The organism is Shewanella cyperi, assembly GCF_017354985.1.
In the GTDB taxonomy this organism is placed as follows: Bacteria; Pseudomonadota; Gammaproteobacteria; order Enterobacterales; family Shewanellaceae; genus Shewanella; species Shewanella cyperi.
In genome coordinates this window covers 3234353-3260156 of record NZ_CP071501.1, presented here as the reverse complement: position 1 = coordinate 3260156, position 25804 = coordinate 3234353, and the positions used below count along the sequence as shown (strand labels likewise).

Annotated in this window: 22 protein-coding genes; 10 read left to right on the top strand and 12 right to left on the bottom strand. The window is 57.5% G+C overall.

Going from position 1 to position 25804, the window contains the following annotated elements; translation table 11 throughout:
* The first annotated feature begins 116 nt into the window (after positions 1-116).
* Positions 117-905, top strand: a complete 789-nt coding sequence (locus JYB84_RS14350) for a bactofilin family protein (RefSeq protein ID WP_207320709.1) — start codon at positions 117-119, stop codon at positions 903-905.
* 4 nt (positions 906-909) lie between these two features.
* Here the strand turns inward: JYB84_RS14350 and JYB84_RS14345 are convergent, their stop codons facing one another.
* Positions 910-2271 carry an insulinase family protein gene (locus tag JYB84_RS14345; protein ID WP_207320708.1) on the bottom strand — a complete coding sequence of 454 codons (1362 nt, stop codon included), beginning with the start codon at positions 2269-2271 and terminating at the stop codon, positions 910-912.
* Positions 2268-3725, bottom strand: a complete 1458-nt coding sequence (locus tag JYB84_RS14340) for a M16 family metallopeptidase (RefSeq protein ID WP_207320707.1) — start codon at positions 3723-3725, stop codon at positions 2268-2270. Before JYB84_RS14340 ends, JYB84_RS14345 begins: the two co-directional genes overlap by 4 nt.
* Before the next feature lie 92 nt (positions 3726-3817).
* Between JYB84_RS14340 and JYB84_RS14335 the strand changes: the two genes are divergently transcribed.
* Together JYB84_RS14335 and JYB84_RS14330 are read left to right on the top strand one after the other, a co-directional pair.
* Complete coding sequence (locus JYB84_RS14335; protein ID WP_207320706.1) at positions 3818-4645, top strand: N-acetyl-ornithine deacetylase; 828 nt, start codon at positions 3818-3820, stop codon at positions 4643-4645.
* A gap of 110 nt (positions 4646-4755) precedes the next feature.
* Positions 4756-5862 carry a hypothetical protein gene (locus JYB84_RS14330; protein WP_207320705.1) on the top strand — a complete coding sequence of 369 codons (1107 nt, stop codon included), beginning with the start codon at positions 4756-4758 and terminating at the stop codon, positions 5860-5862.
* Between the two features lie 432 nt (positions 5863-6294).
* On the opposite strand, the gene JYB84_RS14325 is transcribed toward JYB84_RS14330, so the two are convergent.
* From JYB84_RS14325 to JYB84_RS14305, 5 genes are all read right to left on the bottom strand, one after another.
* Positions 6295-7457 (bottom strand): IS3 family transposase gene (locus JYB84_RS14325; protein ID WP_207320704.1). Its coding sequence is split into 2 segments (ribosomal slippage): positions 6295-7202 and positions 7202-7457, totalling 1164 coding nucleotides; the frame shifts between segments, so codons are not numbered across the junction.
* Positions 7458-8073: 616 nt separating this feature from the next.
* The gene (locus JYB84_RS14320) at positions 8074-8988 is read right to left on the bottom strand and encodes a L,D-transpeptidase family protein (RefSeq protein WP_207320703.1); all 915 of its coding nucleotides are present in this window, start codon (positions 8986-8988) and stop codon (positions 8074-8076) included.
* A gap of 135 nt (positions 8989-9123) precedes the next feature.
* Entirely contained in the window at positions 9124-10665 is a 1542-nt protein-coding gene (norR, locus tag JYB84_RS14315; protein ID WP_207323247.1) for a nitric oxide reductase transcriptional regulator NorR, read from the bottom strand.
* Positions 10666-10781: 116 nt separating this feature from the next.
* Positions 10782-13052, bottom strand: coding sequence for a nitric-oxide reductase large subunit (locus JYB84_RS14310; protein WP_207320702.1), 2271 nt, complete (start codon positions 13050-13052; stop codon positions 10782-10784).
* Positions 13053-13312: 260 nt separating this feature from the next.
* Positions 13313-14239: an LpxL/LpxP family Kdo(2)-lipid IV(A) lauroyl/palmitoleoyl acyltransferase gene (locus tag JYB84_RS14305; RefSeq protein WP_207320701.1), complete on the bottom strand. Its 927-nt coding sequence runs from the start codon at positions 14237-14239 to the stop codon at positions 13313-13315.
* Positions 14240-14344: 105 nt separating this feature from the next.
* Here JYB84_RS14305 and hldE point away from each other — a divergent pair, with 105 nt between their 5' ends.
* The 3 genes from hldE to JYB84_RS14290 all read left to right on the top strand — a co-directional run bounded on the left by hldE (position 14345) and on the right by JYB84_RS14290 (position 17239).
* Positions 14345-15775, top strand: a complete 1431-nt coding sequence (hldE, locus tag JYB84_RS14300) for a bifunctional D-glycero-beta-D-manno-heptose-7-phosphate kinase/D-glycero-beta-D-manno-heptose 1-phosphate adenylyltransferase HldE (protein ID WP_207320700.1) — start codon at positions 14345-14347, stop codon at positions 15773-15775.
* Positions 15772-16608 (top strand): hypothetical protein, encoded by an 837-nt coding sequence (locus JYB84_RS14295; protein ID WP_207320699.1) that lies wholly within the window; start codon positions 15772-15774, stop codon positions 16606-16608. The genes hldE and JYB84_RS14295 overlap by 4 nt, the downstream gene beginning before the upstream one ends.
* A 142-nt stretch (positions 16609-16750) precedes the next feature.
* Positions 16751-17239 (top strand): TetR family transcriptional regulator, encoded by a 489-nt coding sequence (locus JYB84_RS14290; protein WP_207320698.1) that lies wholly within the window; start codon positions 16751-16753, stop codon positions 17237-17239.
* Positions 17240-17309: 70 nt separating this feature from the next.
* Here JYB84_RS14290 and JYB84_RS14285 read toward each other — a convergent pair whose 3' ends face one another.
* Both JYB84_RS14285 and JYB84_RS14280 read right to left on the bottom strand, forming a co-directional pair.
* Entirely contained in the window at positions 17310-17558 is a 249-nt protein-coding gene (locus JYB84_RS14285) for a hypothetical protein (protein WP_207320697.1), read from the bottom strand.
* Between the two features lie 202 nt (positions 17559-17760).
* A complete protein-coding gene (locus JYB84_RS14280) occupies positions 17761-19008 on the bottom strand; it encodes an alpha/beta hydrolase (RefSeq protein WP_207320696.1) in 1248 nt (415 codons plus the stop codon).
* 131 nt (positions 19009-19139) lie between these two features.
* Between JYB84_RS14280 and JYB84_RS14275 the strand changes: the two genes are divergently transcribed.
* Positions 19140-19577, top strand: a complete 438-nt coding sequence (locus JYB84_RS14275) for a PaaI family thioesterase (RefSeq protein ID WP_207320695.1) — start codon at positions 19140-19142, stop codon at positions 19575-19577.
* 33 nt (positions 19578-19610) lie between these two features.
* Entirely contained in the window at positions 19611-19853 is a 243-nt protein-coding gene (locus JYB84_RS14270) for a YgjV family protein (protein WP_207320694.1), read from the top strand.
* Between the two features lie 55 nt (positions 19854-19908).
* Here JYB84_RS14270 and JYB84_RS14265 read toward each other — a convergent pair whose 3' ends face one another.
* A complete protein-coding gene (locus JYB84_RS14265; protein WP_207320693.1) occupies positions 19909-20466 on the bottom strand; it encodes a TMEM165/GDT1 family protein in 558 nt (185 codons plus the stop codon).
* 386 nt (positions 20467-20852) lie between these two features.
* Between JYB84_RS14265 and JYB84_RS14260 the strand changes: the two genes are divergently transcribed.
* Positions 20853-22028, top strand: a complete 1176-nt coding sequence (locus tag JYB84_RS14260) for an aromatic amino acid transport family protein (RefSeq protein ID WP_207323246.1) — start codon at positions 20853-20855, stop codon at positions 22026-22028.
* A 170-nt stretch (positions 22029-22198) separates the two neighbouring features.
* A complete protein-coding gene (locus JYB84_RS14255; RefSeq protein WP_207320692.1) occupies positions 22199-24355 on the top strand; it encodes a S46 family peptidase in 2157 nt (718 codons plus the stop codon).
* A gap of 25 nt (positions 24356-24380) precedes the next feature.
* On the opposite strand, the gene JYB84_RS14250 is transcribed toward JYB84_RS14255, so the two are convergent.
* Positions 24381-25088, bottom strand: coding sequence for a pseudouridine synthase (locus JYB84_RS14250; RefSeq protein ID WP_207320691.1), 708 nt, complete (start codon positions 25086-25088; stop codon positions 24381-24383).
* Between the two features lie 26 nt (positions 25089-25114).
* On the bottom strand, positions 25115-25804 hold the full coding sequence (locus tag JYB84_RS14245; RefSeq protein ID WP_207320690.1) for a DUF998 domain-containing protein: 690 nt from the start codon (positions 25802-25804) through the stop codon (positions 25115-25117).

Genomic DNA, 25804 nt, shown 5'->3' with positions numbered 1-25804 from the left:
CAAGTCGATATTGATGGGCACGGCACACCAGCTGGCAGTGAATGCTTCTTTTATCGGCGCAATTGCATTAACATTTGCGCCACAAAATAAGACCAAAGGACAGGAAACCATCTACCATGAGTGAAAACGGCAGCAAAAACAAAGGTGTTACTTATATCAGCCCTGGCACCCTGCTGGATGGCGAGATCCAGTTGGACAGTTCGGCCCTGGTGGCCGGCAAGCTGAAGGGCAAGGTTCGCGCTGCCGGCCTGTTGATGATTGAAACCGGCGGTGAGATCCAGGGGGAACTCTGCTGTCAGGAACTCAGGGTCAATGGCCAGTTCAACGGCAAACTCAGCTGCAACCGTTTGGTGGTACAGGCCGGTGGTGTGGTGAATGCGGAAGTGGCCTGTAACAGCATGGAAATAGTGGAAGGTGGCCAGTTTATCGGCAGTCGCAGCCAGGGGCCGGATCCCGAGAGCTTGCCCGTTGCCGATATCCCCTGCCCGGATCCAACGGCGCGCACTGGCAGTTCGGCCCCGGCGCTGAAAATCCTCGCCGGCATGGCGTTGGTGGCCGCCCTGGGCTATGGCGTGCAACAGGATGTGCTGGGCGATATCGGCGCGGCCCTGAGCCAAACCGAGGCCACAGCGACGCAGCCGCAGGTCGAGGCCGCTTTAGTTGCACCTCAGCTAAAGTCTCAGTCCCAGGCAGCGCCGAGCCAGGTTGAGGATGAACCCCAGGCCGAGACGCTTTCCCAGTCCCAGGTTGTCAATGCCGAAGCGCAGTTGGAACCGGCTTCCGATGAGACCATGACCAAGGATATCGCCTTTGAAGATCAACAGGCCATGGATGCCGCCAATACCCTGTTGCTGCAAATGGGCCAGGCGGATGCCGGCCAGGAGCAGAGCAGCCAACTCGAATAGCCGGTCACTCGGCTCTTTGTAACTGGAAATCCGGCAAGGCTTGCCTGAGGTCGGCCTCTATCCGCGCCGCATCGCCCTTGATCACTATGATGGGGGCCTGGGCCAGCAGTGCGGCGTTGTCGCTATTGAATAACGCCAGCTCCCGCGGTGCATGGCCATTGCTGCGACCGCGCTCCAGTTGATGGCGATATCTGGTTTGCCAGCCACCGGGGGCATCCTGCCACAGCCATTCGTGGCCGTTGAGGAAGCCTTCTGCCCGCCGCAACTCTGCTTCCGTACTGCCCTTGGCGGCCAACAGCGCCAGGTGGTCGACTATGCCGCGCACGAAGGCGCCGGTACTCAGGGTGGCTGTGGCCCCCTGAAACTTGAGGCTGCGGCTTAAGGGATTGTCGATACAGCTGCCATAAACACCATAGGTGAGGCCACGTTGCTCCCTTAAGTCCAGATACAAGCGGCCGCTGCCACCCCGGCCAAGCAGGGCCGCCAGCAGCTCGCAATTGCGGCTGTCACCTTCGGGGGCCAAGGCATAGCCAAGGCGGACCTGACTCTGTACCGCCCCCGGCGAGTCCAGCAGCAGTATGCGCTTGTGGTTGTTGTCGGGTAGCAAGCCGGCTTTGGCTGTACCTTGGCGGGGCTTGTTGCCGCTGAGTTTGCCAAGGGCTGCCACCAGGGGACTGGAAGCGGCTGGCAAATGGGCGGCGGCGCCTGTGAGCAAATGCCAGCTGCCACCTGCCAGTGCCTGGTGTCGCCAGCGGGCCAGCTCACCCTCGTCTTTGGGTGTTTCCTGCTCCAGGGCCCTGAGATAGGGATGGCTCTGCCCCAGCACCGCCTGGCGCCACAGCCTTTCTATGTCACGGCCGCTGAAGGCTTCGATATGTTTTTGCAGCCGTACGCTGCGGCTCAAGCGCTCAAAGTCCCTGGGTAGTTGCTGCCAGGCGCTGATCATGGGGCCAAGGCCAAGATCGCTGCGCTCCGGGCAGTTTGCCTCCAGCACCAGGCTGTGCAGGCTGTACTGCACCGCAATGGACTCATAACAGGCATCGGCGCTGTCCAGGGCCAGGTCGCGCAGCTGCTGTTGCAGCGCCGCCGCCAGCCATTGGGCACCATCAATGGCACCGGTTTGCAGCAATACCAGCTGCAACCGGGTCTCTTCTGGCCCAGAGCCTTGCTCACGCCAGTGGCCGTAGACGCTACTGGCCAATTGTTGGGAAGCAACGGTCAGCGGTGGCGGTGGCGGCACCTGTACCTGCATTGGCGGCTGCGCCGGTGTGAACAGCTGTGGCGGCATCACCTCTGTGTACTGCTCCCGGGTTTGCTGACAGGCGCAGAGCGTCAGCGCCAGCAGGGATATCATCCAGAATTTCACAGCGCCAGATCCTCCAGTGTGTCGGCCACGCCCGCGGGCAGTAATTCCAGTAGCCCCTTGCCGAATCGGGTGGACCAGCCCGGCTGCAGATCCAGCCTGATAGTCCGTTCCTGAAAATACTCCCGGGCCACCCGCATCAGGTCTTCGCTGTCCAGCGTATCTACCCGCTGCCAGGGGCCTGAGAGGGGATGGTCAAGGTCGCGTGTTTCCACGTCCGCCAGCAGCAGAGCCAGCGACTCTGTGTGTTCGATTGCCGCCAAACGCTGCTTGAGCCACAGGACCTTGAGGCTGCCAAGCTCACGCTCATTTAAAGGTTCACTCGCAAGGCGGGCCAGCTGCGCCTCGATCCGCTCGGCCAAGGTATCCAGACTGGTGCGCGCCCTTGGCACCAGCACCAGATTGGTCATGCCGAACTCCTCCATCGTCAGCGGCAGCGAATAACTGAGCAGGCTGTCGCTACCGGCGATGCCGGCCCGTTCCAGCTCATTGGCCAATCGCTGGAACAGCTGCAGCTCCAGCAAACGTACGGCTTCGGCATCGGCATGGCCGCGGCCAACCGTGGGCCAGGCCAGCAGCAGTCCGGGCCAGGGGGCCCTCTCATCCGTCACCTGCCCCTGGATTGGCCCCGGTCTTTGCCCCCGGGGCGATGTCTTCGGTTCCGGGGCGTCGCCGGGCGGGTTTAGCCAGGGACCGAATGCCTGTGCCAACTCCTCGATGGCAGCGGGGCTGATATCCCCCGCCAGGGCCACCGTCACCGCATCGGGGCGATAGTGTTTGTGGTAGAAGGCCCGCAGGCTGGCTGGGGTCGCATTCTCTATGTCTTGGCGCGAGCCTATGATGGCGTGGGAATAGGGCGTGTCCTTGGCCTGGTCCAGCAGGAATTCCATGGCGACCCGGAAATAGGGCTGGTTGTCTATGGTCTGGGCCATTTCCGCCAGCACTGTGGCCTGCTGGTTGCCAAGGCCCTCATCGCTGAGGCTGGGTTGCATCAGCCGATCCGCTTCCAGCATGATCCCAAGTGGCAGGGCCTGGCTTGGCAGGGTGAGATAAAAGTCGGTGGCATCGAACAGGGTGCGGGCATTGTAACTGGCCCCCAGGCTGCCGAGCCAGGCGCCGTAACTGTCACCAGGGGCCCTGTCACTGCCCTTGAACAGCATGTGTTCGAACAGGTGGGCGTAACCGGTTTGCCCGGCGGTCTCATGTCTGGATCCCACGGCCACATGGCTGGCGATGCTGGCACTGTGGCGGCCGGCCAAAGGCAGCCAACGGATGAGCAGGCCGTTATCCAGGCGGCGGCTGCTGACCTGGCCGTCCAGTTGCACCAATGGCTGGGCCATGCGCTTCAGCGCCAGACTATCCAGGCCGGGGTTTTCCTCCGCCACCGCCGGGAGGCCGGGCAGTGCAAACAGCAGCAGTATGGCGGCGCTACGTGCGAGGTAAGCAAAAGCAGACAAAGTCCCTCTCCAAGTCTGTTGAATCACATTCAGTTTTTCACCTTTGCTGCTATCATGGCAAGGTTTGCCACTTCGCAGGAATTTTTTCATCCATGTTGACCCGTTCACCCTTTGAGCGTTTTTCCTGGCACAGCGATATTTTCGATTGTCAGAGCACGGACATTGCCCGTTTTTATCTTCAGCTGGAAGAGGAGGTGCAGCGTCTGGGGCTCAGTGCCCGCACCCTGGGCAAGGCCGGGTCCCATCCCGTGACCCTGTATCAGTCTCCGGCGCAAAAGGCCCAGGCGCCCAATTTGCTGATAAGTTCCGGCTTCCACGGCGAAGAGGCCGCCGGTCCCTGGGGCATGCTGCATTTCCTGTCCGGCATAGATGCCAGCCTGTTCGAGCGGGTCAACCTCAGCCTGCTGCCCCTGGTCAATCCCACCGGCTTCAGCCGCGGCCACAGGTTCAACCTGCAGGGGCAGAATCCCAACCGCGGCTATGCCCTGGAAGGTGGTCGCCCCGCCAGCAATGACGACACTTCGGACGAAGGCAAGCTGCTGTTGGAACATGCCCGCCTGCTGCAAGCCGCCAGCCGCGACGGCATACTGACCTGCCACGAGGACGTGCTTGAGGAACGCACCTATGTGTATTCCTTTGAACCGAGCCAGCTGCCGGGCCAGTTCAGCCTGCGCCTGCGCGATGCCCTCGGGCACTATTTCCCGCTGGCCATGGAAGGGGAAATAGACGGCCTGGCGGTGAAGGATGGGGTGATCTTCAACCACTTCGATACCTCGTTTGAATCCTTCCTGGTACGCAGCGGCGCCCGCTTCGGCATGTGCAGCGAAACCCCAGGGAAGCAGGTGTTTGACCAGCGGGTGCTGGCCAACAGTGCCGTAATGGCAGAGTTTTTGGCGCTGCTCGCACCAGAGGTGAGTTAAATTACCCCGAGGGCGGTTTAGGTTAGATTGCCTCTCAGAAATAATCAGATTCAAAGGACGCCAGCGGTGATGGCGTCTCGACTGAAAATAAAACTCGAGGATAATTAATCGTGGGAGCAGAATGGAGATCAATTAGAGTTGCTCATTCTCTTGGTGGTATTCGAGTAGTCAATGAATATGGTCCCCCAGTTGAAATATTACCCAAAGCTGTCAATGGAAAACTAGCCTCTTTCGAAACACCTACTTACGCAGCTCTATACAGCATGTCTGAAAGTATTGGATTACCAATTTTAGGTGTTGAGTTCTTTACTCACTCTGGTCAGTTTAATGGCAAAGATATTCCTGAATGGCGATCATTCTATCGTGCTAATAACACTGTCTGGGGGAATGCAGAAAGTGCTCGCCTTTGGAGCGACATTGGTACTGGAGCACACAAGGCTAGGAATGGGAGACTATGGGATGTGGGTAGCCGAATATCTCAGCAGCTTAAGGTATGCGGCTGGAGACTGAAGGAGTTGTCAGATAGCTATCATGCTCAACTTGTTTCTGTTTCAGAAGATAAGGATTTTAACTCAAATACAAGGTTTATGAATGGATATACATGGCTTTGCTACCTCTCAATTCAGTCCTTTTTGATTGATATTTGCATTCTTAGAGATTACTTATCTGAATTTGCCGCCAACTTTGTATTTGATAGAGTAGAAAGTAAAAAACATATTAATATTACAACTCTTTCTGGGTTGAAAAAGCATGTCTTAAATAACCAAGAATTGGAAGACCCAATTGCAATAGAGTTGAATTTAATGACAAGTGATATGGGCTGGTTAAAGCAGCTCGGTGACTATCGAGATTTGGTCGTTCATTCCGCGCCTCTTGCTCAAGCAGAAAGGAAGCTGTACGCCATCACCAAAAAGATTGAGATTCCAGGTGGAGAGTTACCATATATTTGCTGCCCAATCCCTAGTAACCCTCATAAAATTTCAGCATCTAGAGCCAACGGAAGCTTGTTTGAAAATTTTGAGGAGCAATTCAAAAAGTATGTAGGAGCGGGTGAAGAGGAAAATGACTACATTGATGGGCTTGAATACTGTCACGAAGTACTTGGGTTAATGTCTTGCTTGGCTAATGTGCTTGGTTCTAGAAGCCCGGTAAAACCTCAGATGATGGTTTTCAATAGTTCTAACATTATCGGGGATGTCAAAATCTCTAATCGCTGAAACTAACAATGTCATCCTGATGGACTCAAAAAGCTGCTGCTTAGTATTTGAATTCATCTTTGCTGGCTGCGTTAACTGATTTCTAAGCCGTAGTTTTTAGCTTTTTCAGGTTATGTGTATGGATGCGTAATAATCAGTCTTAAAGACTTTTAGAAAGACTGCGCCAGCACTTTAATCGCTGCAGTTGTCTCGAAAAAGCATATAATCGTGTCGTTCTCCATAGTCCTCTGGGGCCTCGCGGGGATTTAGTATTTCCTCTGACCGACGTTGCACGAAAGCAAAAGATAGCCGCTGTGCCAGCGGCACAAAGTCGTGGGGCTTCACCCCACACCCGAGGAAAGGGGGCAGTGCGGACTTGCCCCCTTATCCAATCCCCCAGCCGCCCCCAACCGGAGCCGAAAGCCCCTCGGGTTTATGGGCGAAATGTAGTGGTCAACAATTTCCGGACTGTAAGTTAGGTTGATTTTCTGCTCGCGCAGGGGGCAACCAAGCGTTGTAGCTGTGGGGCCGTCGCCGGTTGTAGTAGTCCATCAGGTAAAAACTGATATCTTTCATTGCTTCTCCCCTGGAGCTATATCCGGTCACGGGTACCCACTCGGTTTTCAAACTGCGGAACAAGCGCTCCATCGGTGCATTGTCCCAGCAGTTGCCGCGGCGACTCATGCTTTGGGTCATACGATAACGCCACAGATGTTGCCGAAACTGGCGGCTGGTGTATTGGCTGCCCTGATCGGAGTGGAACATTACACCCTGTGGTCGTCCCCGTTGTTCATACGCCATGGTCAGCGCTTTGGTTGCCAATGTCGCATCGGGTTTATCCGACAGCGCCCAGCCGACCACGCGACGCCGGTACAGGTCGAGCACGACCGCCAGATAGCACCAGCAACTGCCCGCCCAGATGTAGGTGATATCCCCACACCAGACGTGATTGGGGCCACTCACCTTGAACTGACGGCTCAGGCGATTTGGGATATCGAGTCGTTCAACCGTGGCCTGTCTGTAGGCGTGAGCTCCGGGCTGCTTGCTTATCAACTGGGCTTCCTGCATCAATCTTCTGATCTTGAAGCGACCGATACGATACCCCAGCTCCCGCATCATCCGGACCAGGGTACGGCTGCCGGCAGCACCGCGGCTGAGCCGGAACAGCCGCTTGATGTCGCTGCGCAGCGCCATGCGCTCAGGGTCAGGGCCTTGTTGCCGTTGCCTGTATTCGTAGTAACTGGATAGAGCGATATCGAACACTGAACAGACCAATTCGACTGCACCATGCTCCCTCAACTGGTCTATCAGCGCGTACGTTCGAGTTCGTCCGACATTAAGAGAGCTGTGGCCTTTTTTAAAATTGCCTTTTCTCGCTCAAGGCGGTTAATCCGGGCCTCCAATTCCTGAATTTTCTGCTGCTCCGGTGTCAGCGCTTTGGAACTTGGCGTCAGCCCGCCACGCTCCGCTCTCAACTGCTCAACCCAGCGGCGCATGGCGGTTTCACCCACATCAACTGCACGGCAGGCTTCCGGAACTGAATAATTCTGGTCGAGTACCAGGCAAGCAGCCTCATGCTTGAACTCTGGCGAATAAGTACGACGATTTCTGGTCATTGAACACCTCTTTTAGTGTGGCAATTTTACCACCTTAATGGGTGTCCGGAATTATTAGACCACTACAAAACGGCCAACGCGACAGACTCGCCTCCATGCTCGACTGTCGCTACCTCGGCGTCCTGCCTCGGTTGTTGCCGTTTCTTGCCCAACGCCCTCGGCGGCTCCGAAGGGGGGAATCGGTGCAACAGTCAGACTTTGCAATACCTCTTTGAGTTTATGAGTTAATTTCCGCCATCTTCGACGGGAGCACCATTAGCAATCGCTGCTTTTCAGCTTGTAAATATTTCGCCTGTTCCGTCGTGGCTGGAGTGGAACTCCAAATAGCCAGCACTGCCGCACCAGTGACCATCGGCGACATGGATGTCGCCGTTGAGCGCCCATGGAAGGGTTCACAGCGTGTCACTGGGGTGGCAGTGCGAAAGCCCACCGCAGGTGATTAACTGCATCCAGTGGTGGATGTTTAGACGTGGTTCAAGATAGCCAGTGTGTAAGCCTCTTTGGGCGCAGGACTTAAGCCAATAGCGCCGAATTCACCCTCGGGCTGGGGCCCAACAAAAAAGCCACCTGGGTTACAGGTGGCTTTTGCAGAGGGGGCGGGTTGTGCCCGCCCAACTCAGGGATTGATTCGGGTGACTATCCCGGTCCTGTCTTCCAGCAGGCGCTTGAGCACGAAGGAGTCGGTTTCGGCGTGGGCCACGAAGCGGCCTATGTCGCGGCTGAGGCTCAGCACCGCGGGTTCGTTGGATTCAAACTCTTCCACCGAGCGGGACAGGGGTTGGTGCACTTCCAGCAGGCGGGAGCCGTCGGGCTCGGCGGTGGCCTTGATGGGCTGGTTGACGAACTGGACCCGGGTACCGACCGGCACTGAGTTGAACAGCATTTCTATGTCATCTTCCCGCAGGCGCACGCAGCCGTGGCTGACCCTGAGGCCAATACCGAAACTGGCATTGGTGCCGTGGATGGCATACAGGTTGCCTATGTAGAGGGCATACAGACCCATGGGGTTATCGGGACCGGCTGGCCACACGGGCGGCAGGATCTCGCCCTTGGCGGCGTATTCCTTGCGCATCTTGGCTGTGGGGGTCCAGGTGGGATTGGCGCGCTTGCGTTGTACCTTGGTCACCCAGTTTTCCGGAGTGTCGGTGCCGAGCTGGCCTATGCCTATGGGCAGCACCTGGACGATTTTTTTGCCCTTGGGATAGTAGTAGAGGCGCATTTCGGCCACGTTGATCACTATGCCCTCGCGGGGGGCATCGGGCAGGATCAGTCGGTGTGGCACTATCAGCGTACTGCCCGGGGTGGGCAGGAAGGGATCAACGCCGGGATTGGCTTCCAGCATGTTGGACAGACCCAACTGAAACTTGGAGGCAATTTCCTCCAGGGTATGCTTGCCTTCGGGCACCTTATAATGCCTGTCTTCGCCCACCAGACGACTGTTTGCCGGTGGCAGCGGGTAGATCACCGCCATGGCCGACTGGCATGCCAACATTAAACCCACTACCAAACTTGCTTTAAAACCCTTGCTCATGACCTTCTCTGTTTCCTGCCGTCGATGATACATCCGGAATGTCGACGGACCCTGCCGCTTTGCCGCCTTGGCAAAGCACGCATCCTTCCCTATTTGGCGTCGAATTTCAATAGCCACGGCCCTTGCGACCTGCTTTTATTTTAACCCGAGACGCCGGGCCAAACGGTGTAAATTGCCGGGATCCAGTCCCAGACGCCTGGCACAGGCGGCCCAATTGTGATCTTCCTGCACAAGACATTGATTAATATAGTGAGTTTGAAAATCTTCCAAGGCCTGTTTCAGGGGGAGTTGGCAATTGAACTCCTGGGTCCCCTGGGTGGACTGGGGTGACGCCATGGCGCCCTGGGGCGTCAGTTCAAACTGGGCCTCGGTGATAAGCACAGTGTCGGCCTCGGCGTCCTTGAGCGCTGCCCGTGCCAGGGCGCTGGCCCTGTGGATGGCATGTTCCAGTTCGCGCACGTTGCCGGGCCAGTCGTATTGGCGCAGCTTCGACAGGCAGGATGGGCTCAGGCGCAGCTGGGTCAGTCCCAGGCGTTGGCGGCTCTGCTCCAGAAAATAGCCGCACAGCAAGCCCAGATCGTCGAGCCTGTCCCGCAGCGGCGGCACATGCAGCGGAAATACGCTCAGCCTGTGGTACAGATCGGCACGGAAGCGGCCGGCGAGTATCTCCTGCTTCAGATCCCGGTTGGTGGCGGCAATGATGCGCACGTCCACCTTGAGGCTGCGATCATCGCCGATGCGCTGCACATCGCCGTATTGCAGCACCCGCAGCAGCTTGGCCTGCAGCCCCAGGGGCAGCTCGCCAATTTCATCGAGAAACAGCGTGCCCTTGTCGGCACTTTCGAACTTGCCGCTCCTGTGGTTGATGGCACCGGTAAAGGCCCCCTTCACATGACCGAACAGCTCGCTCTCGGCCACGGATTCCGGCAGGGCGGCGCAGTTGAGGTACACCAGGGGGCCATTGACCCGCCGTGATAACTGATGCAGTTGCCGGGCCACCAGTTCCTTGCCGGTACCGGTTTCCCCCAATATCAGCACGCTCAAGTCGGTGGCGGCCACCGCCTGGATTTCCTGGCGCAGGGTTTCCATCACCTGGGTCTGGCCCAGCAGCTCTGTGTGTTTGCTATGGCTGTTGTCCGGCAGGGCACTGGCCATGCTGCCCAGGGACAATTGTTCCAGCTTGGCGATCAGCAGGGCATTTTTAAGCGAGGCGGCGGCAAGTGCGCCGAGTGCCCGCAGGTCGAGATCGCTCAGGCCATCAAATCGGGCCGGATCGAAGGCATCCAGTGTGATGGCGCCTATCAGCTGCTCGCCGTCAAACAGCGGCAGGCCGATGCAGGCGTGGACCCTCAGCTGCTCACCCTGGTTGGGGATAAGACCATCGTAGGGATCGGCCAGATCGCTGTCCGCCGGGAAGCGCACCAGATCGCCGGCGCGGGCTATGGCTTCCAGTCTGGGGTGATCGCCGATAACAAAGTGACGTCCAGCCACATCTTCCGCCAGACCGGCGGTGGCTAAAGGCACAAAATGTTGGCCGCGGAATTCCAACAGCGCCGCGGCGTCACATAACAGGTGGAGTTTCACCGTATCCACCAGGCGGGCGAACCTGTCCCTGTGGGACAGGCCCGAGGTGATGTCCAGTGCTATCCGGGTCAGTACGGTTTGACTCAGGGCCATGGTGACTGCGCTTTTCTCAGTGGCTTGAATGACTGACAGCATACTCTATTCCTCGGCTCATTGTCATTTTGACAAAAAAAAGCCGGCGCCCCGGGGCGCCGGCATCAAAGGACAACTCAGGCAGTGACCGGACGGCCACCAGTGACGCGCTTGGTCACCAGCTGACGCAGCAGGCTCAGCAGGAAGGCACCCATCAGCAGACCACCGATACTGAAGATGACGTCGCCAACCACACGCATCCACACCAGGAACTCAACCCGGGCACTGTGCAGTACTTCTGGAGAGCGGGCGAACCAGTAACCGTTTTCGAGTACGGCGAAGAACTGGGTCAGACCGACGGGCAGCAGCGACATGAACACCATGGCTGCCAGACCCAGGTTCAGGGTCCAGAAGGCGCCCTTGAGCAGCTTGTCGTTCCATACCAGTTGGTTGCTCAGACCGCGCAGACACACCAGCATCAGACCCATACCCAGCATACCGTACACACCCATGAAGGCGGCGTGACCGTGGGTGGCCGTGGTGTTCAGGCCTTGGATAAAGTACAGGGCGATGGGCGGATTAATCAGGAAGCCCAGCATACCGGCACCCACCAGGTTCCAGAAGGCGGTGGCGACGAAGAACATGATGGCCCAGTGGTAGCGTTGCATCCAGGGGGCAGCTTTGCGCATGCGATAGCTTTCCACGGCTTCGAAACCGATCAGAGCCAGAGGTACTACTTCCAGGGCGGAGAAGATGGCGCCCCAGGCGATGACAGAGGTAGTGGTACCTGTGAAGTACAGGTGATGCAGGGTACCAATCAGACCACCGGTCAGGAAGATGGCGGTGGCGAACATTACGGCACCGTTGGCGCTGCGGGCACGGATCAGACCCAGGCGTACCAGTACCAGAGCGATAACCGAAGTGGCGAAGGTTTCAAAGAAGCCTTCCACCCACAGGTGCACTACCCACCAGCGCCAGTATTCGGCGATGGCCAGGTTGGTGTGCTTGCCCATGAACAGGCCGGCACCGTACAGCAGACCAATGGCGACACAGGAGGCATACAGCACCCAGGTGACCGGGGTCATGTCGTTGCGCACCTTGAGGGCTGGACGGATGGCGGCGGTGACCAGGGTCAGCCAAATCATCAGACCGGCCAGCAGCAGGATTTGCCATACACGGCCCAGATCCACGTATTCATAACCCTGGTGACCGAACAGGAAGTTGGTATCCAGGTCGAAGTATTGTTGTACGCCGAGCCATTCACCGGCCATGGAGCCCAGTACCACAACCACCAGCGCTGCCCACAGCACGTTCACGCCCAGGCGTTGGTACTTGGGTTCATAACCTGAAAGCGCAGGGGCTATGTAGAGACCTGTGCCGAGCCAGGCGGTGGCGATCCAGAATACCGCCAACTGGGTGTGCCAGGTACGGGTAACCGAGTAGGGCAGGATTTCAGACAGCGGGATACCGTAGAAGGCCTGGCCTTCCACCGAATAGTGGGCCGTGATACCGCCGAGCAGAATTTGCAGCAGGAACAGGCCAATGGCGGTGAAGAAGTACTTACCGACCGCCTTTTGTGATGGGGTGGGGCGCAGGCTCAGCAGGGGATCCTGTTTTGCAGGCTCTGGCAGGGACTCTTCCTTGCCTGAGGCGTGGTGCCACACCAGGGCGCCGATACCGGCAATCAGGGTCACGATACTCAGGATAGACCAGACAATGTTGCTGGAAGTAGGGGTGTTACCCAGCTGAGGATCGTAGGGCCAGTTGTTGGTGTAGGTATGGTCGGTACCTGGACGCTCGGTAATGGCGGCCCAGGCACCCCAGAACAGGAAGGCGCTCAGTTGTTCACGACGCTCGGCATCGGGAATGGTGCCTTCTTTCATGGCGTACTGATCCCTGAGTTGGGTCAGGGCAGGATCGTCACCGAACAGGGCATCGTAGTGGCGCTGTACTTCGTGGATGGCTTCAATGCGGGTGGCCGACAGTGGTATCTGAATATGCTCTTCACCCACCAGGCTGTTGTGGCGCAGATCTTCACGCATGGCCTGTTCCAGGCCTGCTTGCTCGGAACGGCTCAAAGAGGCGAAATCTGTGCCATAGGTTTTCTTGGCACTGATGTCCAACCAGGCATTGGCCTCGCGGTGCAGCCAGTCTGCGGTCCAGTCAGGTGCCACGTAGGAGCCATGGCCCCAGATGGAACCCAGCTGGTGGCCGCCCATGGAGCGCCACACCAGTTGACCCCTTTCTATGTCATGCTGACTGAACAGCACTTGCCCCTGGGCATCGGTAAATGCTTCGGGAATAGGGGGCTTATCACGGTAAATATCACTGCCGATACTGAGCAGTATGCTGAAGGAGGTCACCAGCACTACCAATAGTGCGATGACCGTGAGCTTGAGTCGGGACATAGGGTCTCTCCGATCCTGGATTAATGATGTCCCTATATAGCAGCTATCATGCCAATATGTTTAATTGTTTAAATACAATGTCATAGGTGTATTTGTGTATTAGATAGTGTCGATATGACATTGTTTTATGCTGTTAAAAATACAATTACAGTGTCATTGTGACACTGGTTGTCTTTTGTGCACTGTTTATGTCAGGGAGATAAGAGTGCCACCCAAGGCTGTTGTGGCACAGCAATGGTGGCACGGGAGAAAAACCGGGGTTACTTATACAGGGAAGGATCCTTGGGATCCGGGCGGGTCTTGAAGCGCCGGTGCAGCCACATGTACTGGGACAGATTGCGGCCGATGAGTGACTCCACTATGGCATTGCCGCGCAGGGCATCGCTGAGTTCATCTTCACCGGGGAAATCCTCCAAGGGTGGCATGATCTCAATCCGGTAGCCATTATCGTCCTCACAACGTTCCACGAAGAAGGGCAGTACCTTTGCCTTGCCAAGCTTGGCCAGGGTAGTGGCTCCTGTGATGGTGGCGGCATCGGGTACGGCAAAGAAGGGAATAAATACGGCGCTGGAGCGACCAAAATCCTGATCGGCCGTGTACCAGATCACCTCGGCACTGCGCAGGCAGCGCACCATCTGACGCAGATCGCGCTTGGGCACCAGGCCCTTGGCGGAGCGCATCCGGCCCTTGACCTGCAAATACTCCATCACCGCATTATTGTGCGGCCGGTAGACGCCTATACCGGCCTTGAATTGGCCGAACACCCGGGCGCCCATCTCCAGCGGCAGGCAGTGAACCGCAAACAGGATAACTCCCTGGCCGGCGTCTATGGTCTGTTGCACATGCTCGCGACCAACAAGCTGCATATGGCGCTGGATGCGGGCATCGCTCCACCACCAGGCATTGACCGTATCGAAGATCGCCTTACCTGTTTCCTCGAAATTGCGTTTCAGCAGGGCATCGCGCTCGGGGGCAGGCATGTCGGGGAAACACAGCTCCAGGTTGCGCCTGGCGGTATGGGCCCGGCTGCCGAGCAGTTTCATGGCGGTGCGGCCGAGGGCGGCTCCCATGGCCATCTGCCAGCGCAGCGGCAGGGCACTTAACAGACGCATCAGACCGACACCCAGCCACAGGGGCCAGTGTTTGGGATGCAGGAGTTGCCGGGAAAATTGGGCGCTTTCTACCACTTGTTGCTCACTTACCAGTAAAAATTACCGCGTATTCTAACGCAAAACCGCAGCAAAATTGGGTACAATCACGCTTTAATTTCCGCATTTTAAAATGGGTGTGCGATGAAGGTAACGTTGCCGGCTTTTGAGAAGGCCAGGGTATTGGTCGTGGGCGATGTGATGTTGGACCGGTATTGGGTAGGACCCACGGGGCGTATCTCCCCCGAGGCCCCGGTGCCTGTGGTACGCATCAACCAGATTGAAGACAGGCCGGGTGGCGCCGCCAACGTGGCCCTCAACATTGCCGCGCTCGGTGGCAAGGTGCTGCTCTCGGGCCTGGTGGGCGAGGATGACAATGCCGCCGCCCTGACCACAGGGGTGCAGGCCCTGGGGGTTGAGCCCCGCTGGCTGATCCAAAAAGACAAGCCCACCATTACCAAGCTCAGGGTGCTGTCCCGCAACCAGCAGCTGATCCGCCTCGATTTTGAAGAGCCCTTCGATGCCGCTGCCAGCGCAGAGCTGCTGGCCCGGGCCGAGCAGCAGCTCGGTGAGGTGGATGTGGTGGTGCTGTCGGATTATGCCAAGGGCGCCATTGCCAACCCCGCGGACTTTATCGCCAAGGCCAGGGCCAAGGGCGTCAAGGTGCTGGTGGATCCCAAGGGCAGCGATTTTTCCCGTTATCGCGGCGCCAGCCTGATCACCCCCAATATGAGTGAGTTCGAGGCCGTGGTGGGCCCTGTGGCCAACGAAGCGGATCTGGTTGCCAAGGCACAGGGACTGCTCAAAGCCTTCAGCTTTGACGCCGTGCTGGTCACCCGCTCGGAAAAGGGCATGACCCTGATCACCGCCGATGCGCCCGAACTGCACATCCCCACGGTCGCCCGTGAGGTATATGACGTTACCGGCGCCGGCGATACAGTGATTTCCGCCCTGGCCACGGCCATCGCGGCCGGGGCCGAACTGCCCCAGGCCTGCGCCATAGCCAACACCGCCGCCGGTGTGGTGGTTGGCAAACTGGGCACCTCCACCGTCAGCCGCATCGAGCTTATCGAGGCCCTCAAGAGCCACGATGGTGAGTCGGGCTTCGGTGTTATCAGTGAAGATCAGCTGGTATATGCGCTGGAACAGGCGCGGCTCAGGGGCGAGCGGGTGGTGATGACCAACGGTTGCTTCGATATTCTCCACGCCGGTCACGTGAGCTATCTGCGCCAGGCCCGTGCCCTCGGCGACAGGTTGATAGTGGCGGTTAACGACGACGCCTCGGTCAAACGCCTCAAGGGCGAGGGTCGGCCGGTCAATCCGGTGGAGCGGCGCATGGCGGTGCTGGCGGGCCTCGCGGCGGTGGACTGGGTGCTGCCCTTCAGCGAGGACACACCCCAGCGCGTTATTGCCCGCTTGCTGCCGGATCTCCTGGTCAAGGGCGGTGATTACAAGGTCGAGGATATTGCCGGAGGCGCCGAAGTGATGGCGGCCGGTGGCCAGGTCAAGGTGCTTGGCTTCGAGGAAGGCGTATCCACCACGGCCATAATCCAGAACATCATGGGCAGCAAGTGAGTTCCCTGGCCCTGACATTGTTGCTGGCGCTGCAAACGGCGCCCATTGCAGGCAAAGAGGCACTGCTGTGTCCCCTGCCGCAATTGCAGCAGTGTCTGGCCAGTCTGCAGCCCGGGACACGCCAACAATTGCCCGGTGAGCACGAGATCTCGCGCCTGCTGGGCGGCCGCAGTGCCATGGTACTGCCGCTTGAAGACGCCAAGGTGGCCGGCCTGGTACTGCTGGCACCGGAGCGCGATGCCAGCGAGCAATCTGCCATCATAGCCGGCAAGACCTATGTGCTGCCCTTGGCGCGGCAATCAGAATTGACCCTGTGGCACGAGCTGGGGCACCTGGAAGTACAGGCCCTGCGTGGCACAGTGTTACCGGCCGAACTGACCGAATATCAGCAGGAATGGCTCGCCGATGCCTATCTGCTCTGGCGCTCGGTACGTGAGACAGGGGAGCTGACGCTGGCCTGGCAGCAGTTTCATCGCCGCAACCTGGCGGTGATAAGCGACATAGGCAACATCTCCCATTGGTCATCCTTATTGCTGATACATTTGTTAAAAAAATACGACCTAAGTGTTATCGCTGAATATGCCAGCTTTGCGGCATTTTGTGGTGATTTCTATCCTGATATTCCGGAGTTGCAAGAGGCCGGTCTGGCGGAATTTTCCAGCCTGCTGCAGCGCACCTTTGGTCCGGGGTACAGCCAACCCTTACCCGGCTACATGTATTGGCGCAAGCCGGCACTGGCCCAGGTAATAAGCCCAACTTTACTGAGGCTTATGGGAAAATCAGCCACCCGGGAGTGGCTGGAAAAGGACTTTGGTTTAGCGTTCGGTCAATAACCCGGGGTGCTGTGCGGTATAAGCTGAACCTAAGCTGAACAAAAGTCAGAAACACTCTTTTGACGCCATTTTTCGGCGGTATTCCTCTGGTTGCTTTGGTAAGCTCTCTGGCAACAAAAATAACATGGGGGATACAATCATCATGGCTAAGCGTTCCAAGGTGCAAACCGAGCAAACCATAAACCAGATCATGGATGAGGCACTGAAGCAGATCCTCACCATAGGGTATGAGGCCATGTCTTATACCACGCTGTCCGAGGCAACCGGCATCAGCCGTACCGGGATCAGCCATCACTTTCCCAAGAAAATGGATTTTTTGGTGCGCCTCGATGCGCGCATCGGTCGCCTGTTCGTGGCGGCACTGGATTTCTCCTCGGCCGAGGCGCTGGAGCGTTCCTGGCTGGTGGCCATGCATGAGCCTCACTACCGTGCGGTCATGCGCCTGTTCTTCAGTCTGTGTGGTTACGGTGCAGGTGAAATGACCCTGTTCCGCGCCGTGCACGGCGCCCGTGAAACCGCGCTGCTGGAGCTGGGAATGGTGGGAGAAAAAACCATTAATTGCCTGCTTGGCCGGACAGCCATCATGCTGATGTCCGATTTGGAGCAGCAACTGACCTCCAAGGCGGCATGAGCCTGACAGCCTGCAGCGGTAAAACAAAAGGAGCCCCAGGCTCCTTTTGTTTTATGTCCCTTACATAGGCTTAATGGCGAAGGGTAATACCGGGATTGAAGTCTATTTCTCCGCCTTCATCCACTGTCGCCAGATGGGATTGTTGGCGGGTAATGGCCAGTCGGCGATCGCCACTGATGCGCACAAACTGTAATTGATAACCCAGTTTGCCCAGGGTGTAGCAGGCAAAACGTTGGGCGTTGGTCAGCCTATCCCAGTTCTGGGAGGCTGTCAGGGTAATCGCCCGGCGATCACCTGTTGATTGTTGCTTAACACGCATATGCTCCTCCTCCCTATCGCCATCAGATAGGGTGACTCCACACTAATATATAGACAGGGGCTCTGGGGCTGCGCAAGTCCCTGAAACCCGCATGGCGCAAGGGTTTTAGACATTTCCCACATTAAACAATCAGTTGTCGCAAAGGCCGCGGGCAAGTATTTTTGCATGTCACTGTTTCTTGGCGCTTGCGGGCACTTGGGGCCTATTCCGGCCCCAGTTCCCACCACTCCCAGGATTCCAATTGCTGGGCCTTGGCCAGCGCCAGCGCCCTGGCATGTTGGGCCTCTGCCTTGGCTTTGTCTCCCACGGCAGCCAGGGCCAGGCTCAGCTGCTGATGCCAGTCGGCACTGTGCTCACCCTGTTTGGCTACCCTTTGCAAAAGCGCCTGGGCCTGTTGCGGTTGTGCTTTCTTAAGGAAGGCCTTCACCAGCCCCAGGGTCAACTCCAGCTCCGACTCGGGAAAACGCTCCACAAAGGCGCTTAACATCTCTTCGACCTTATCCTGTTGCTTGCTGATAAACAGGTACTTGCCCAGGGTATAGGATTGCAGCCACTCGAAGCGGAAACCGGCCCATTGTTGCTGTTTGGCGACAAAATGGTTCAGCACCTGACGATAGTCAGTCAGCGGCAGCAGTGTATCCAGATCGCTGTAATAGTTGGGCGCAAGGAATGCCAGAGCATCCAGCAGTGCCGGCATGGCCGTGCTGTAGTGGGTCTCGTTGGGATAGTGTTTGAAGTCCGTGTACCAGTTGGCCGGTCCCTTGGCATCGATGAGCGCTTTCAGCTCAGCCACGCCCATGCCCTGTTCATTGGCCACCGACAGGAACAGCGGCGGCAAGGGGATCTTCGCGGCCGTCATATAGGATCCCAGCTGCTGATTAAAGCTGTAATTGTCGTACCAGAGGCTGGGGCTCATGGCGAGAAAGGCGTTGAAGGGGCTGCCCGGCTCCACCATGGCTTGCAGCACCAGCAGGCCACCAAGGGAATAGCCCGCCAGGGCCCGCCTGTCGTTGGTGCGAAATTGCTTGTCTATGGTGGGCACCAGCTCATCCTTCAAGTATTTGAGCATGGTTGCGGCAGCGCCAAATTCAGGTCCCTCGGCGGCACTGGCCCAAGTGGTGGACTTTAGATAGTCGGCCTCTCCCTGCATGGCCACGCCCACCACTATCATGGGCGGGATCTTGCCCATGCGGGCCAGGTTGTTCACTGCCGCTGCCACGTGGCGAAAGTGAAAGTCGCCATCCAGTATGTAGAGCACGGGATAACGGCGCTCGCCTGCCTGATAACGCTCGGGCAGGGCCACCATGTAGCGGCGATCCTTGTCGAAGCTCTTGGCATGGTGGCTGAATTGCTCGCCATAACTCAGGGCGGTACCCGCAGGGCTTTGGGCAAAACAAAGTTGGGGGCATGCCAGTGCCAGCAACAGGGAGGCAATTTTGAGTAAGTCCATCTAAGTATTTCCTTTTTATCAGTCCTGGCCCTGTTGTAACGGATTTGGCAGGCAAAGGGAAGTGGGCCGGTTTACGCCAATGGTTTGCCCAAGTACACTTGGCTGTCTTTGACATCAACAGGATAGAAGTGATGAGTATCTGGTTCCGCCCCGTGACCCTGGAAGATTGTGCCAAGATGGACCAAGGCCTGCACGGCCGGGGCACCCTGATGCAGACCCTGGGGATCCGTATCAGTGAGATTGGCGATGATTATATGCAGGCCACCATGCCGGCGTCGGCGGCGGTACATAATCCCCTTGGTATAGTGCATGGCGGCGCCAACGTGGCGTTGGCCGAAACCGTGGCCAGCTATGCGGCTAATTTTGTGGTGGATTTCGAGCGCTTTTATTGTGTGGGGCAGGAAATCAATGCCAACCATCTGCGGGCGGCCCGCAACGGTGTGTTGACGGCGACCGCCAGACCTGTGCATCTGGGTAAACGCAGCTCGGTGTGGGAGGTGCTTATTCACAACAGCGGCGGCGAACTGACCTGTATCTCCCGTATGACGGCCGCCGTGGTCGAGCGTTAAGCTACACTTAGGAAAAAACAGCGGAGATCCTCTATGGACAATGCAACTGTGTGGGAATGGGTCGGCTATCTGGCCTCTGTGGTGGTGGCCATCTCCTTGATGATGGCCAATATTAAAAAGCTGCGCTGGTGGAATCTTTTGGGCGCGGCACTGTTTGTGGCCTATGGCCTGGCGATCGCCGCCTATCCCGTGGCCCTGGTGAACTTCTTTATCGTGCTGATTGATGCCTACTACCTGGTGAAATTGTACAAGGCACCCGTCATAGAAGAGAGCTGAAAGCCCAATTGTCGCAGTGAGCCCCGAACAGTATCGGGGCTTTTTTATTGGTGGACTACCACAGCAGGGTGGCCAGTCCCAGCAGGGCGAATAGCAGGGCGCAGCCGCGGCGGATAAGTGTCAGCGGCAGGCGCTCGGCGCTGAAATGACCGGCCAGCACCACGGGGACGTTGGCCAGCAGCATACCTACTGTGGTGCCAAGCACCACGGCCACCAGGGCATCGTATCGGGCGGCTAATACCACGGTGGCAACCTGGGTTTTGTCGCCTATCTCGGCCAGGAAAAACAGCACCAGGGTTGCGAGGAAGGGGCCGTACTTATAAAGGGGGCTGTCCTCCGCATCCACCTTGTCCGGCACCAGTACCCAGAGAGCTATGGCAAAGAAACTGCCTGCCACCAGATAGCGCGCCAGCTCGGGACTGATGAGGCCGCTGGCCCATTGGCCTATCCAGGCGGCGGCAAAATGATTGGCCAGGGTGGCTATCAATATTCCCAGGATAATGGCGGTTTTGTTTTTGAATCTGGCGGCCAGCAGCAGGGCCAGCAATTGGGTTTTGTCACCTATCTCGGCGATGGCAACTGTGATGGCTGAGGCGGAGAAAGCTTCAAACATGGGATTCCTTAAGGGGTGGCTAAAACCGTGAAGCACGATAAACCGCCACCCCTTTTATCTTGGTGGTTACCGTGCTCAGGTCTTGCCGGATAAATCTGCGATCTACCGTAAGCACCATGGCATGAGGCCAAGTATGTTGATGCTTACTCCCGGACACTGGTCCCGGGCTGGCTACTCCCCCGAAAGCGAGGCGGCCATTATAGCGCCCCCCGGGGAGAAGACAACAGGCCGAGGTTGCTTGCCGAGGGCTTGTGGCTCTGTTAATGTCCATGACAGTCAATTTTCCCCGTAATTGCTCGCTGTAACTGCGCCGGGCAGGGACCGACACCAATAACAATAATCACGCTTGATGCGACTTTTGACAGGACTGTTTTGTGAATTTGAAAATGCTTGGCTCGACAGCCATTGTGGCCGGGACCGCCATTGGCGCCGGCATGCTGGCCCTGCCTTTGGCCACCGCAGCGCTCGGCGTAGTACCGGCGCTGATCCTTTTGGTGTTGGTGTGGAGCATCTCCGCCTATACCTCACTGTTGATGCTGGAAATTAACCTGCGCAGTGGTGTGGGTGACAATGTGCATGTCATCACAGGTAAAACCCTGGGCAAGAAGGGGCAGTTTATTCAGGGGGCTTCGTTTCTCAGCTTGTTGTTTGCCCTGACGGCCGCCTATCTGACCGGTGGTTCCTCTCTGCTGGCCCTGCGGGCCAAGACCATGTTCGACATCAGCCTGGATCATCAAAGCGCCGTGCTTATTTTCACCTTCGGTCTGGGTGCCATAGCAGCATTGGGTGTGGCCTGGGTCGATAAGCTGTCGCGGTTGTTGTTTTCCCTGATGGTGTTGCTGTTGGTGCTGGTGGTGGTATTTCTGTTGCCGGAAGTGGATATGGGCACCATAGCCGCAGACGCGGTGCAAAAGGCATCCGCTAGCGCCTGGATGGCGGCCATCCCAGTGGTATTCACCTCCTTTGGTTTCCATGTCTGTATTGCGACCCTGGTGCGTTATCTCGAAGGCGATGTGACCAAACTGCGCAAGGTACTGTTGACCGGCTCCAGTATCCCCCTGGTGTGCTATGTACTGTGGCTTTTGGTCACCCTGGGCACTGTCGGTGGCAGCGCCATCGAAGGATTTGGTGGTTCCCTGCCAAACCTTATCAGTGCGTTGCAGGAAATCGCCGCCCAGCCCATGGTCAGCAAATGCATTTCCCTGTTTGCCGATCTGGCGCTGATCACCTCCTTCCTCGGGGTGACCATGAGTCTGTTTGACTTTCTGGCAGAATTGACCCGTGCCCGCGGCGGCTTGGTGGGACGCCTGCAAACCTGGCTTGTCACCTTTGTGCCGCCGCTGCTGTGTGCCCTTTATGTGCCCGAAGGCTTCGTGGCCGTGTTGGGTTTTGCCGCCATCCCGCTGGTGGTGATGATTATCTTCCTGCCCATTGCCATGGCACTGGGACAAAGGAAGGCCAATATGGGCGGTTACCAGGTCAGTGGTGGTCAGGGTGCGCTGTTTGCCATAGGGTTAGCGGGCGTCGCCATTATTGCCGCCCAGCTCTGGGTTGCCCTGTAACCTAAGACAGGGCGGATAGTTGCTTTAAACAGGGAGAAGAGTTGCTTTGTAACAGCAGTTTTCCATTACTGTGAACTGTTAAATTCCTGTGATAAAGTCGGGCCCTTGTGCCCGACTTTCTGTTTTTTGGGCGCCGATAAAACGACAACAGACAACATGGAATGATGACAATGAAAAAATGGTTACTCCCGGCCGCCATTGCCGCCAGTTTCGGTGCCCAGGCCGACGAAGGCATGTGGCAACCCCATCAATTGCCGGCCCTCGCGGATGTGCTTAAGGCCAAGGGCATGGAAATCAGTGCCGACAATATCTCCAAACTGACCGAATTCCCCATGAATGCAGTGATTAGCCTGGGTGGCTGCACCGCATCCTTTGTATCGCCCAAGGGCCTGGTGGTGACCAACCATCACTGTGCTTACGGCTCTATCCAATACAACTCCACTGCCGACAATAACCTGCTGGCGAATGGCTTCCTGGCCAAGAGCCTGGATGAGGAACTGCCGGCGGCCCCCGGTTCACGCATTTATGTGACCGAAGCCATCACAGACGTGACCGCCAAGGTCAATGACGGCCTGGATAAGCTCAGTGGTGAGGCCTTCTACAAGGGGGTTGAGGCCAAGGAAAAAGCACTGGTGGCCGAATGTGAGCAGGAAAAAGGCTACAGCTGTCGCGTATACAGTTTCCATGGTGGTCTGGAGTACTACCTGGTCAAACAAATGGAAATCCGCGACGTGCGCCTGGTGCACAACCCGGCCGCCTCGGTTGGTAAATACGGCGGCGATGTGGACAACTGGATGTGGCCAAGGCACACGGGTGACTATTCCTTCTACCGCGCCTATGTGGGTAAGGACGGTAAACCAGCCGATTTCTCCAAGGATAACGTACCCTTTGAACCCAAGAGTTTCCTCAAGGTGTCGGCCAAGGGGGTACAGGACGGTGATTTCGTGATGGTGGCGGGATATCCCGGCCGCACCAACCGTTATCGCAGCGCCTCCGAAGTGGCGAATCAGTTCGCCAGCAACTACCCCCAGAGCAAGCAGCTGCGGGAAGACATCATCAGTCTGATCAAACAGACGGCCGCCGCCGGCAGCGATGAGCGTATCAAGTACGAGAGCACCCTGGCGAGCCTGGCCAACTACGCCAAAAATTTCGGTTCCATGCTGGAATTCTATGGCAAGTCCAGCATGCTGGATGACAGAAAGGCCCGTGAAGCCGAATTGAATCGCTGGATTTCCGCCGATGCCAAGCGCCAGGCCAAATACGGTCAAACCCTGGCGACCCTCGACCAGCTGGTGGCGCAAAGCAATCAACACCTGGACCGGGATCTGTTGCTCTATTACATGGGCTATTCCTACGCCAAGGACACGGCCGAGCGGTTGTACCGTCTGGCGCACGAAAAAGCCAAGTCGGACATGGAGCGCGAGCCGGGTTATCAGGAGCGTGACATGGAACGCTTCAAGGCCAGCCTTGAGCGTATGGAGCGCCGTTACGCGCCCTCGGTGGACAAGGCCATACTGTTTGAGATGCTGAAGCGCTATGCCGCCCTGCCTGCGGAGCAGCGCCTGGCGGATCTCGACAAATTCTTCGGCATCGACAAGAAGTTCGATGAGAAGAAACTGGCCAAGCAATTGGACAAGATGTATGGCGCCACTCAATTGGGTGACAAAGACATGCGTCTGGCCTGGATGGACAAGTCGGTAGCCGACTTCAAGGCCAGCAAAGACCCCTTTATCCAACTGGCGGTCGCCACCTTTGACGGCACCATGGCCCGCGAACAGGAAGAAAAACGCCTGGAAGGTGAACTGTTGAAGGTGCGTCCGGCTTATATGGAAGCCATCATTGCCCACAACAAGGAATTGGGTAAACCCGTGTATGCCGATGCCAACTCCAGCCTGCGGGTGACCTATGGCAACGTCAAGGGCTACTCGCCCAAGGATGGTATGTTCGCCGTACCCTTTACCCGTCTTGAGGGCATCACAGCCAAAGACACGGGTGTTGACCCCTTTGATGCTCCCAAGAAAGAGCTGGAGCTGATCAATGCCAAGCAATACGGTGATTTCCATGTGAAATCCTTGGGCTCGGTACCGGTCAACTTCCTCTCCACAGTGGACACCACGGGCGGTAACTCGGGCTCACCGACTCTCAACGGTCGCGCCGAGCTGGTGGGCCTGCTGTTTGACGGTGTGTACGAGAGCATCATAGGCGATTGGGCCTACGACGATAACATCAACCGCTCCATCCACGTGGACAGCCGCTACATGCTGTGGGTGATGAAGTATCTCGACCACGCGGATAACCTGCTGGCCGAGATGGACATAGTCGAGTAATACTTTCACTCAAGACTAAACGGGGCTATTCCAGCCCCGTTTGTTTTTTTAACTGGTTAATTTCGGTCTGGGACAGGGGGCGGAATTGACCTTCCTGCAGTCCATCCAGCGTCAGCCCCATCAAGGACTCCCGCAATAAATCCTCAACCCTGTAACCCTGTGCACGCCACATACGGCGTATCTGGCGTTTTTTCCCCTCGGTAAGCCACATGCGCACCCTATCCGGTGCAACCAAACACATCCGACAGGGGCGGGTCATACCCTCCCCGTAATCCAGTCCCTGTGCCACTGTGTCCAAAGCCGATTGCGACACAGCCTTATTCAGGGTCACCAGATAGCCTTTTTCATGGTGGTAATCCGGGTGCATCAGACGCTGGGTCAGCTCGCCATCGTCACTGAGCAGCAGCAAGCCGCGGGAGTCTTTGTCCAGCCGTCCTGCGGGATAGACCCTGGTGCCGGTGGGTAGCAGGTGCAGCAAGCTGGCGGGATCTTCGGGCCGCAAGCGACAGTCAATACCGACGGGCTTGTGATACAGCCAGTAGCTGTGGTGGCAGGGCAGGGACACCGGCTTGCCATCGACGCACACGACTATGTCGGATTGATCATTTACAGGCACTTCGTCCGTGTGCTTGGCTGGCCGTCCATCCAGGGTCACCCTGCCGGCCTCTATCAGGCGGCAGGCCTGACGTCTGGAGGCGACACCGGCATGGGCGAGAAACTTGGCGAGTCGCATCTGGCTATCGATTGAGGTCGCAGAGGCTATTGGGATTCGCGGGCCGTTATGGCCATATGCACCAGATGCCGGGCCACCAGCGCCAGGCCCAATCCCGCCAGCATGGTCATGGCGGTGTGCAGCCACAGGCTCAGGGCCAGGAAGCAGGGGTTCTGCCCCACCGGACAGGGGCGGTAATCAAAGGTGGCCGGATCGATTTGGGCCAGCAGGGTCAGGGTGGCCAACAGGCCCACAATGGCCACATAGAACAGCGGCAGGTTGCACAAATGCTTGTGGTTTATCCGGGTCAGGATAAGCAACACAAACATCGCCAGGCTGGAAAGGACAAAGAACAAGGACACCAGGCGGTGCGGCATGGCATCGTTATAGGGATAAATGCCGATAAGCATTATGCCCAAGCCGGCACAGGCACCCACTATGGCCAGATAGCGGCTGAACTCGTTATAGCGCAGGTTATAGAGTCCCAGCATGGCGGTGATAAAACTGACGCCGGCAAACAGCAGGCTGATATTGTAGACGTAGGCCATGGGCGAACTGAGGTAATCGCCGAGACGATCGACCCTCAGATTCAGCGTCTCCCATCCCTGCTGCTGGAACACCCCGAACAAGGCAATAAACATGCCCAGGGCACAGATACTGACCCCACCGATGGACATATGAAACACCAATCTATGGGGATCGTACTGGCCGTAGCCGGTTCTTTCTTCGTCTGCCAT

What these genes read in the sequence shown, in the direction of transcription:
- JYB84_RS14350 (WP_207320709.1), top strand. Translation starts at nt 117, where the DNA reads ATGAGTGAAAACGGCAGCAAAAACAAAGGTGTTACTTATATCAGCCCT.
- JYB84_RS14335 (WP_207320706.1), top strand. Translation starts at nt 3,818, where the DNA reads ATGTTGACCCGTTCACCCTTTGAGCGTTTTTCCTGGCACAGCGATATT.
- JYB84_RS14320 (WP_207320703.1), bottom strand. Translation starts at nt 8,988, where the DNA reads ATGAGCAAGGGTTTTAAAGCAAGTTTGGTAGTGGGTTTAATGTTGGCA.
- norR (WP_207323247.1), bottom strand. Translation starts at nt 10,665, where the DNA reads ATGGCCCTGAGTCAAACCGTACTGACCCGGATAGCACTGGACATCACC.
- JYB84_RS14310 (WP_207320702.1), bottom strand. Translation starts at nt 13,052, where the DNA reads ATGTCCCGACTCAAGCTCACGGTCATCGCACTATTGGTAGTGCTGGTG.
- hldE (WP_207320700.1), top strand. Translation starts at nt 14,345, where the DNA reads ATGAAGGTAACGTTGCCGGCTTTTGAGAAGGCCAGGGTATTGGTCGTG.
- JYB84_RS14290 (WP_207320698.1), top strand. Translation starts at nt 16,751, where the DNA reads ATGGCTAAGCGTTCCAAGGTGCAAACCGAGCAAACCATAAACCAGATC.
- JYB84_RS14285 (WP_207320697.1), bottom strand. Translation starts at nt 17,558, where the DNA reads ATGCGTGTTAAGCAACAATCAACAGGTGATCGCCGGGCGATTACCCTG.
- JYB84_RS14280 (WP_207320696.1), bottom strand. Translation starts at nt 19,008, where the DNA reads ATGGACTTACTCAAAATTGCCTCCCTGTTGCTGGCACTGGCATGCCCC.
- JYB84_RS14275 (WP_207320695.1), top strand. Translation starts at nt 19,140, where the DNA reads ATGAGTATCTGGTTCCGCCCCGTGACCCTGGAAGATTGTGCCAAGATG.
- JYB84_RS14270 (WP_207320694.1), top strand. Translation starts at nt 19,611, where the DNA reads ATGGACAATGCAACTGTGTGGGAATGGGTCGGCTATCTGGCCTCTGTG.
- JYB84_RS14265 (WP_207320693.1), bottom strand. Translation starts at nt 20,466, where the DNA reads ATGTTTGAAGCTTTCTCCGCCTCAGCCATCACAGTTGCCATCGCCGAG.
- JYB84_RS14260 (WP_207323246.1), top strand. Translation starts at nt 20,853, where the DNA reads ATGCTTGGCTCGACAGCCATTGTGGCCGGGACCGCCATTGGCGCCGGC.
- JYB84_RS14255 (WP_207320692.1), top strand. Translation starts at nt 22,199, where the DNA reads ATGAAAAAATGGTTACTCCCGGCCGCCATTGCCGCCAGTTTCGGTGCC.
- JYB84_RS14250 (WP_207320691.1), bottom strand. Translation starts at nt 25,088, where the DNA reads ATGCGACTCGCCAAGTTTCTCGCCCATGCCGGTGTCGCCTCCAGACGT.
- JYB84_RS14245 (WP_207320690.1), bottom strand. Translation starts at nt 25,804, where the DNA reads ATGGCAGACGAAGAAAGAACCGGCTACGGCCAGTACGATCCCCATAGA.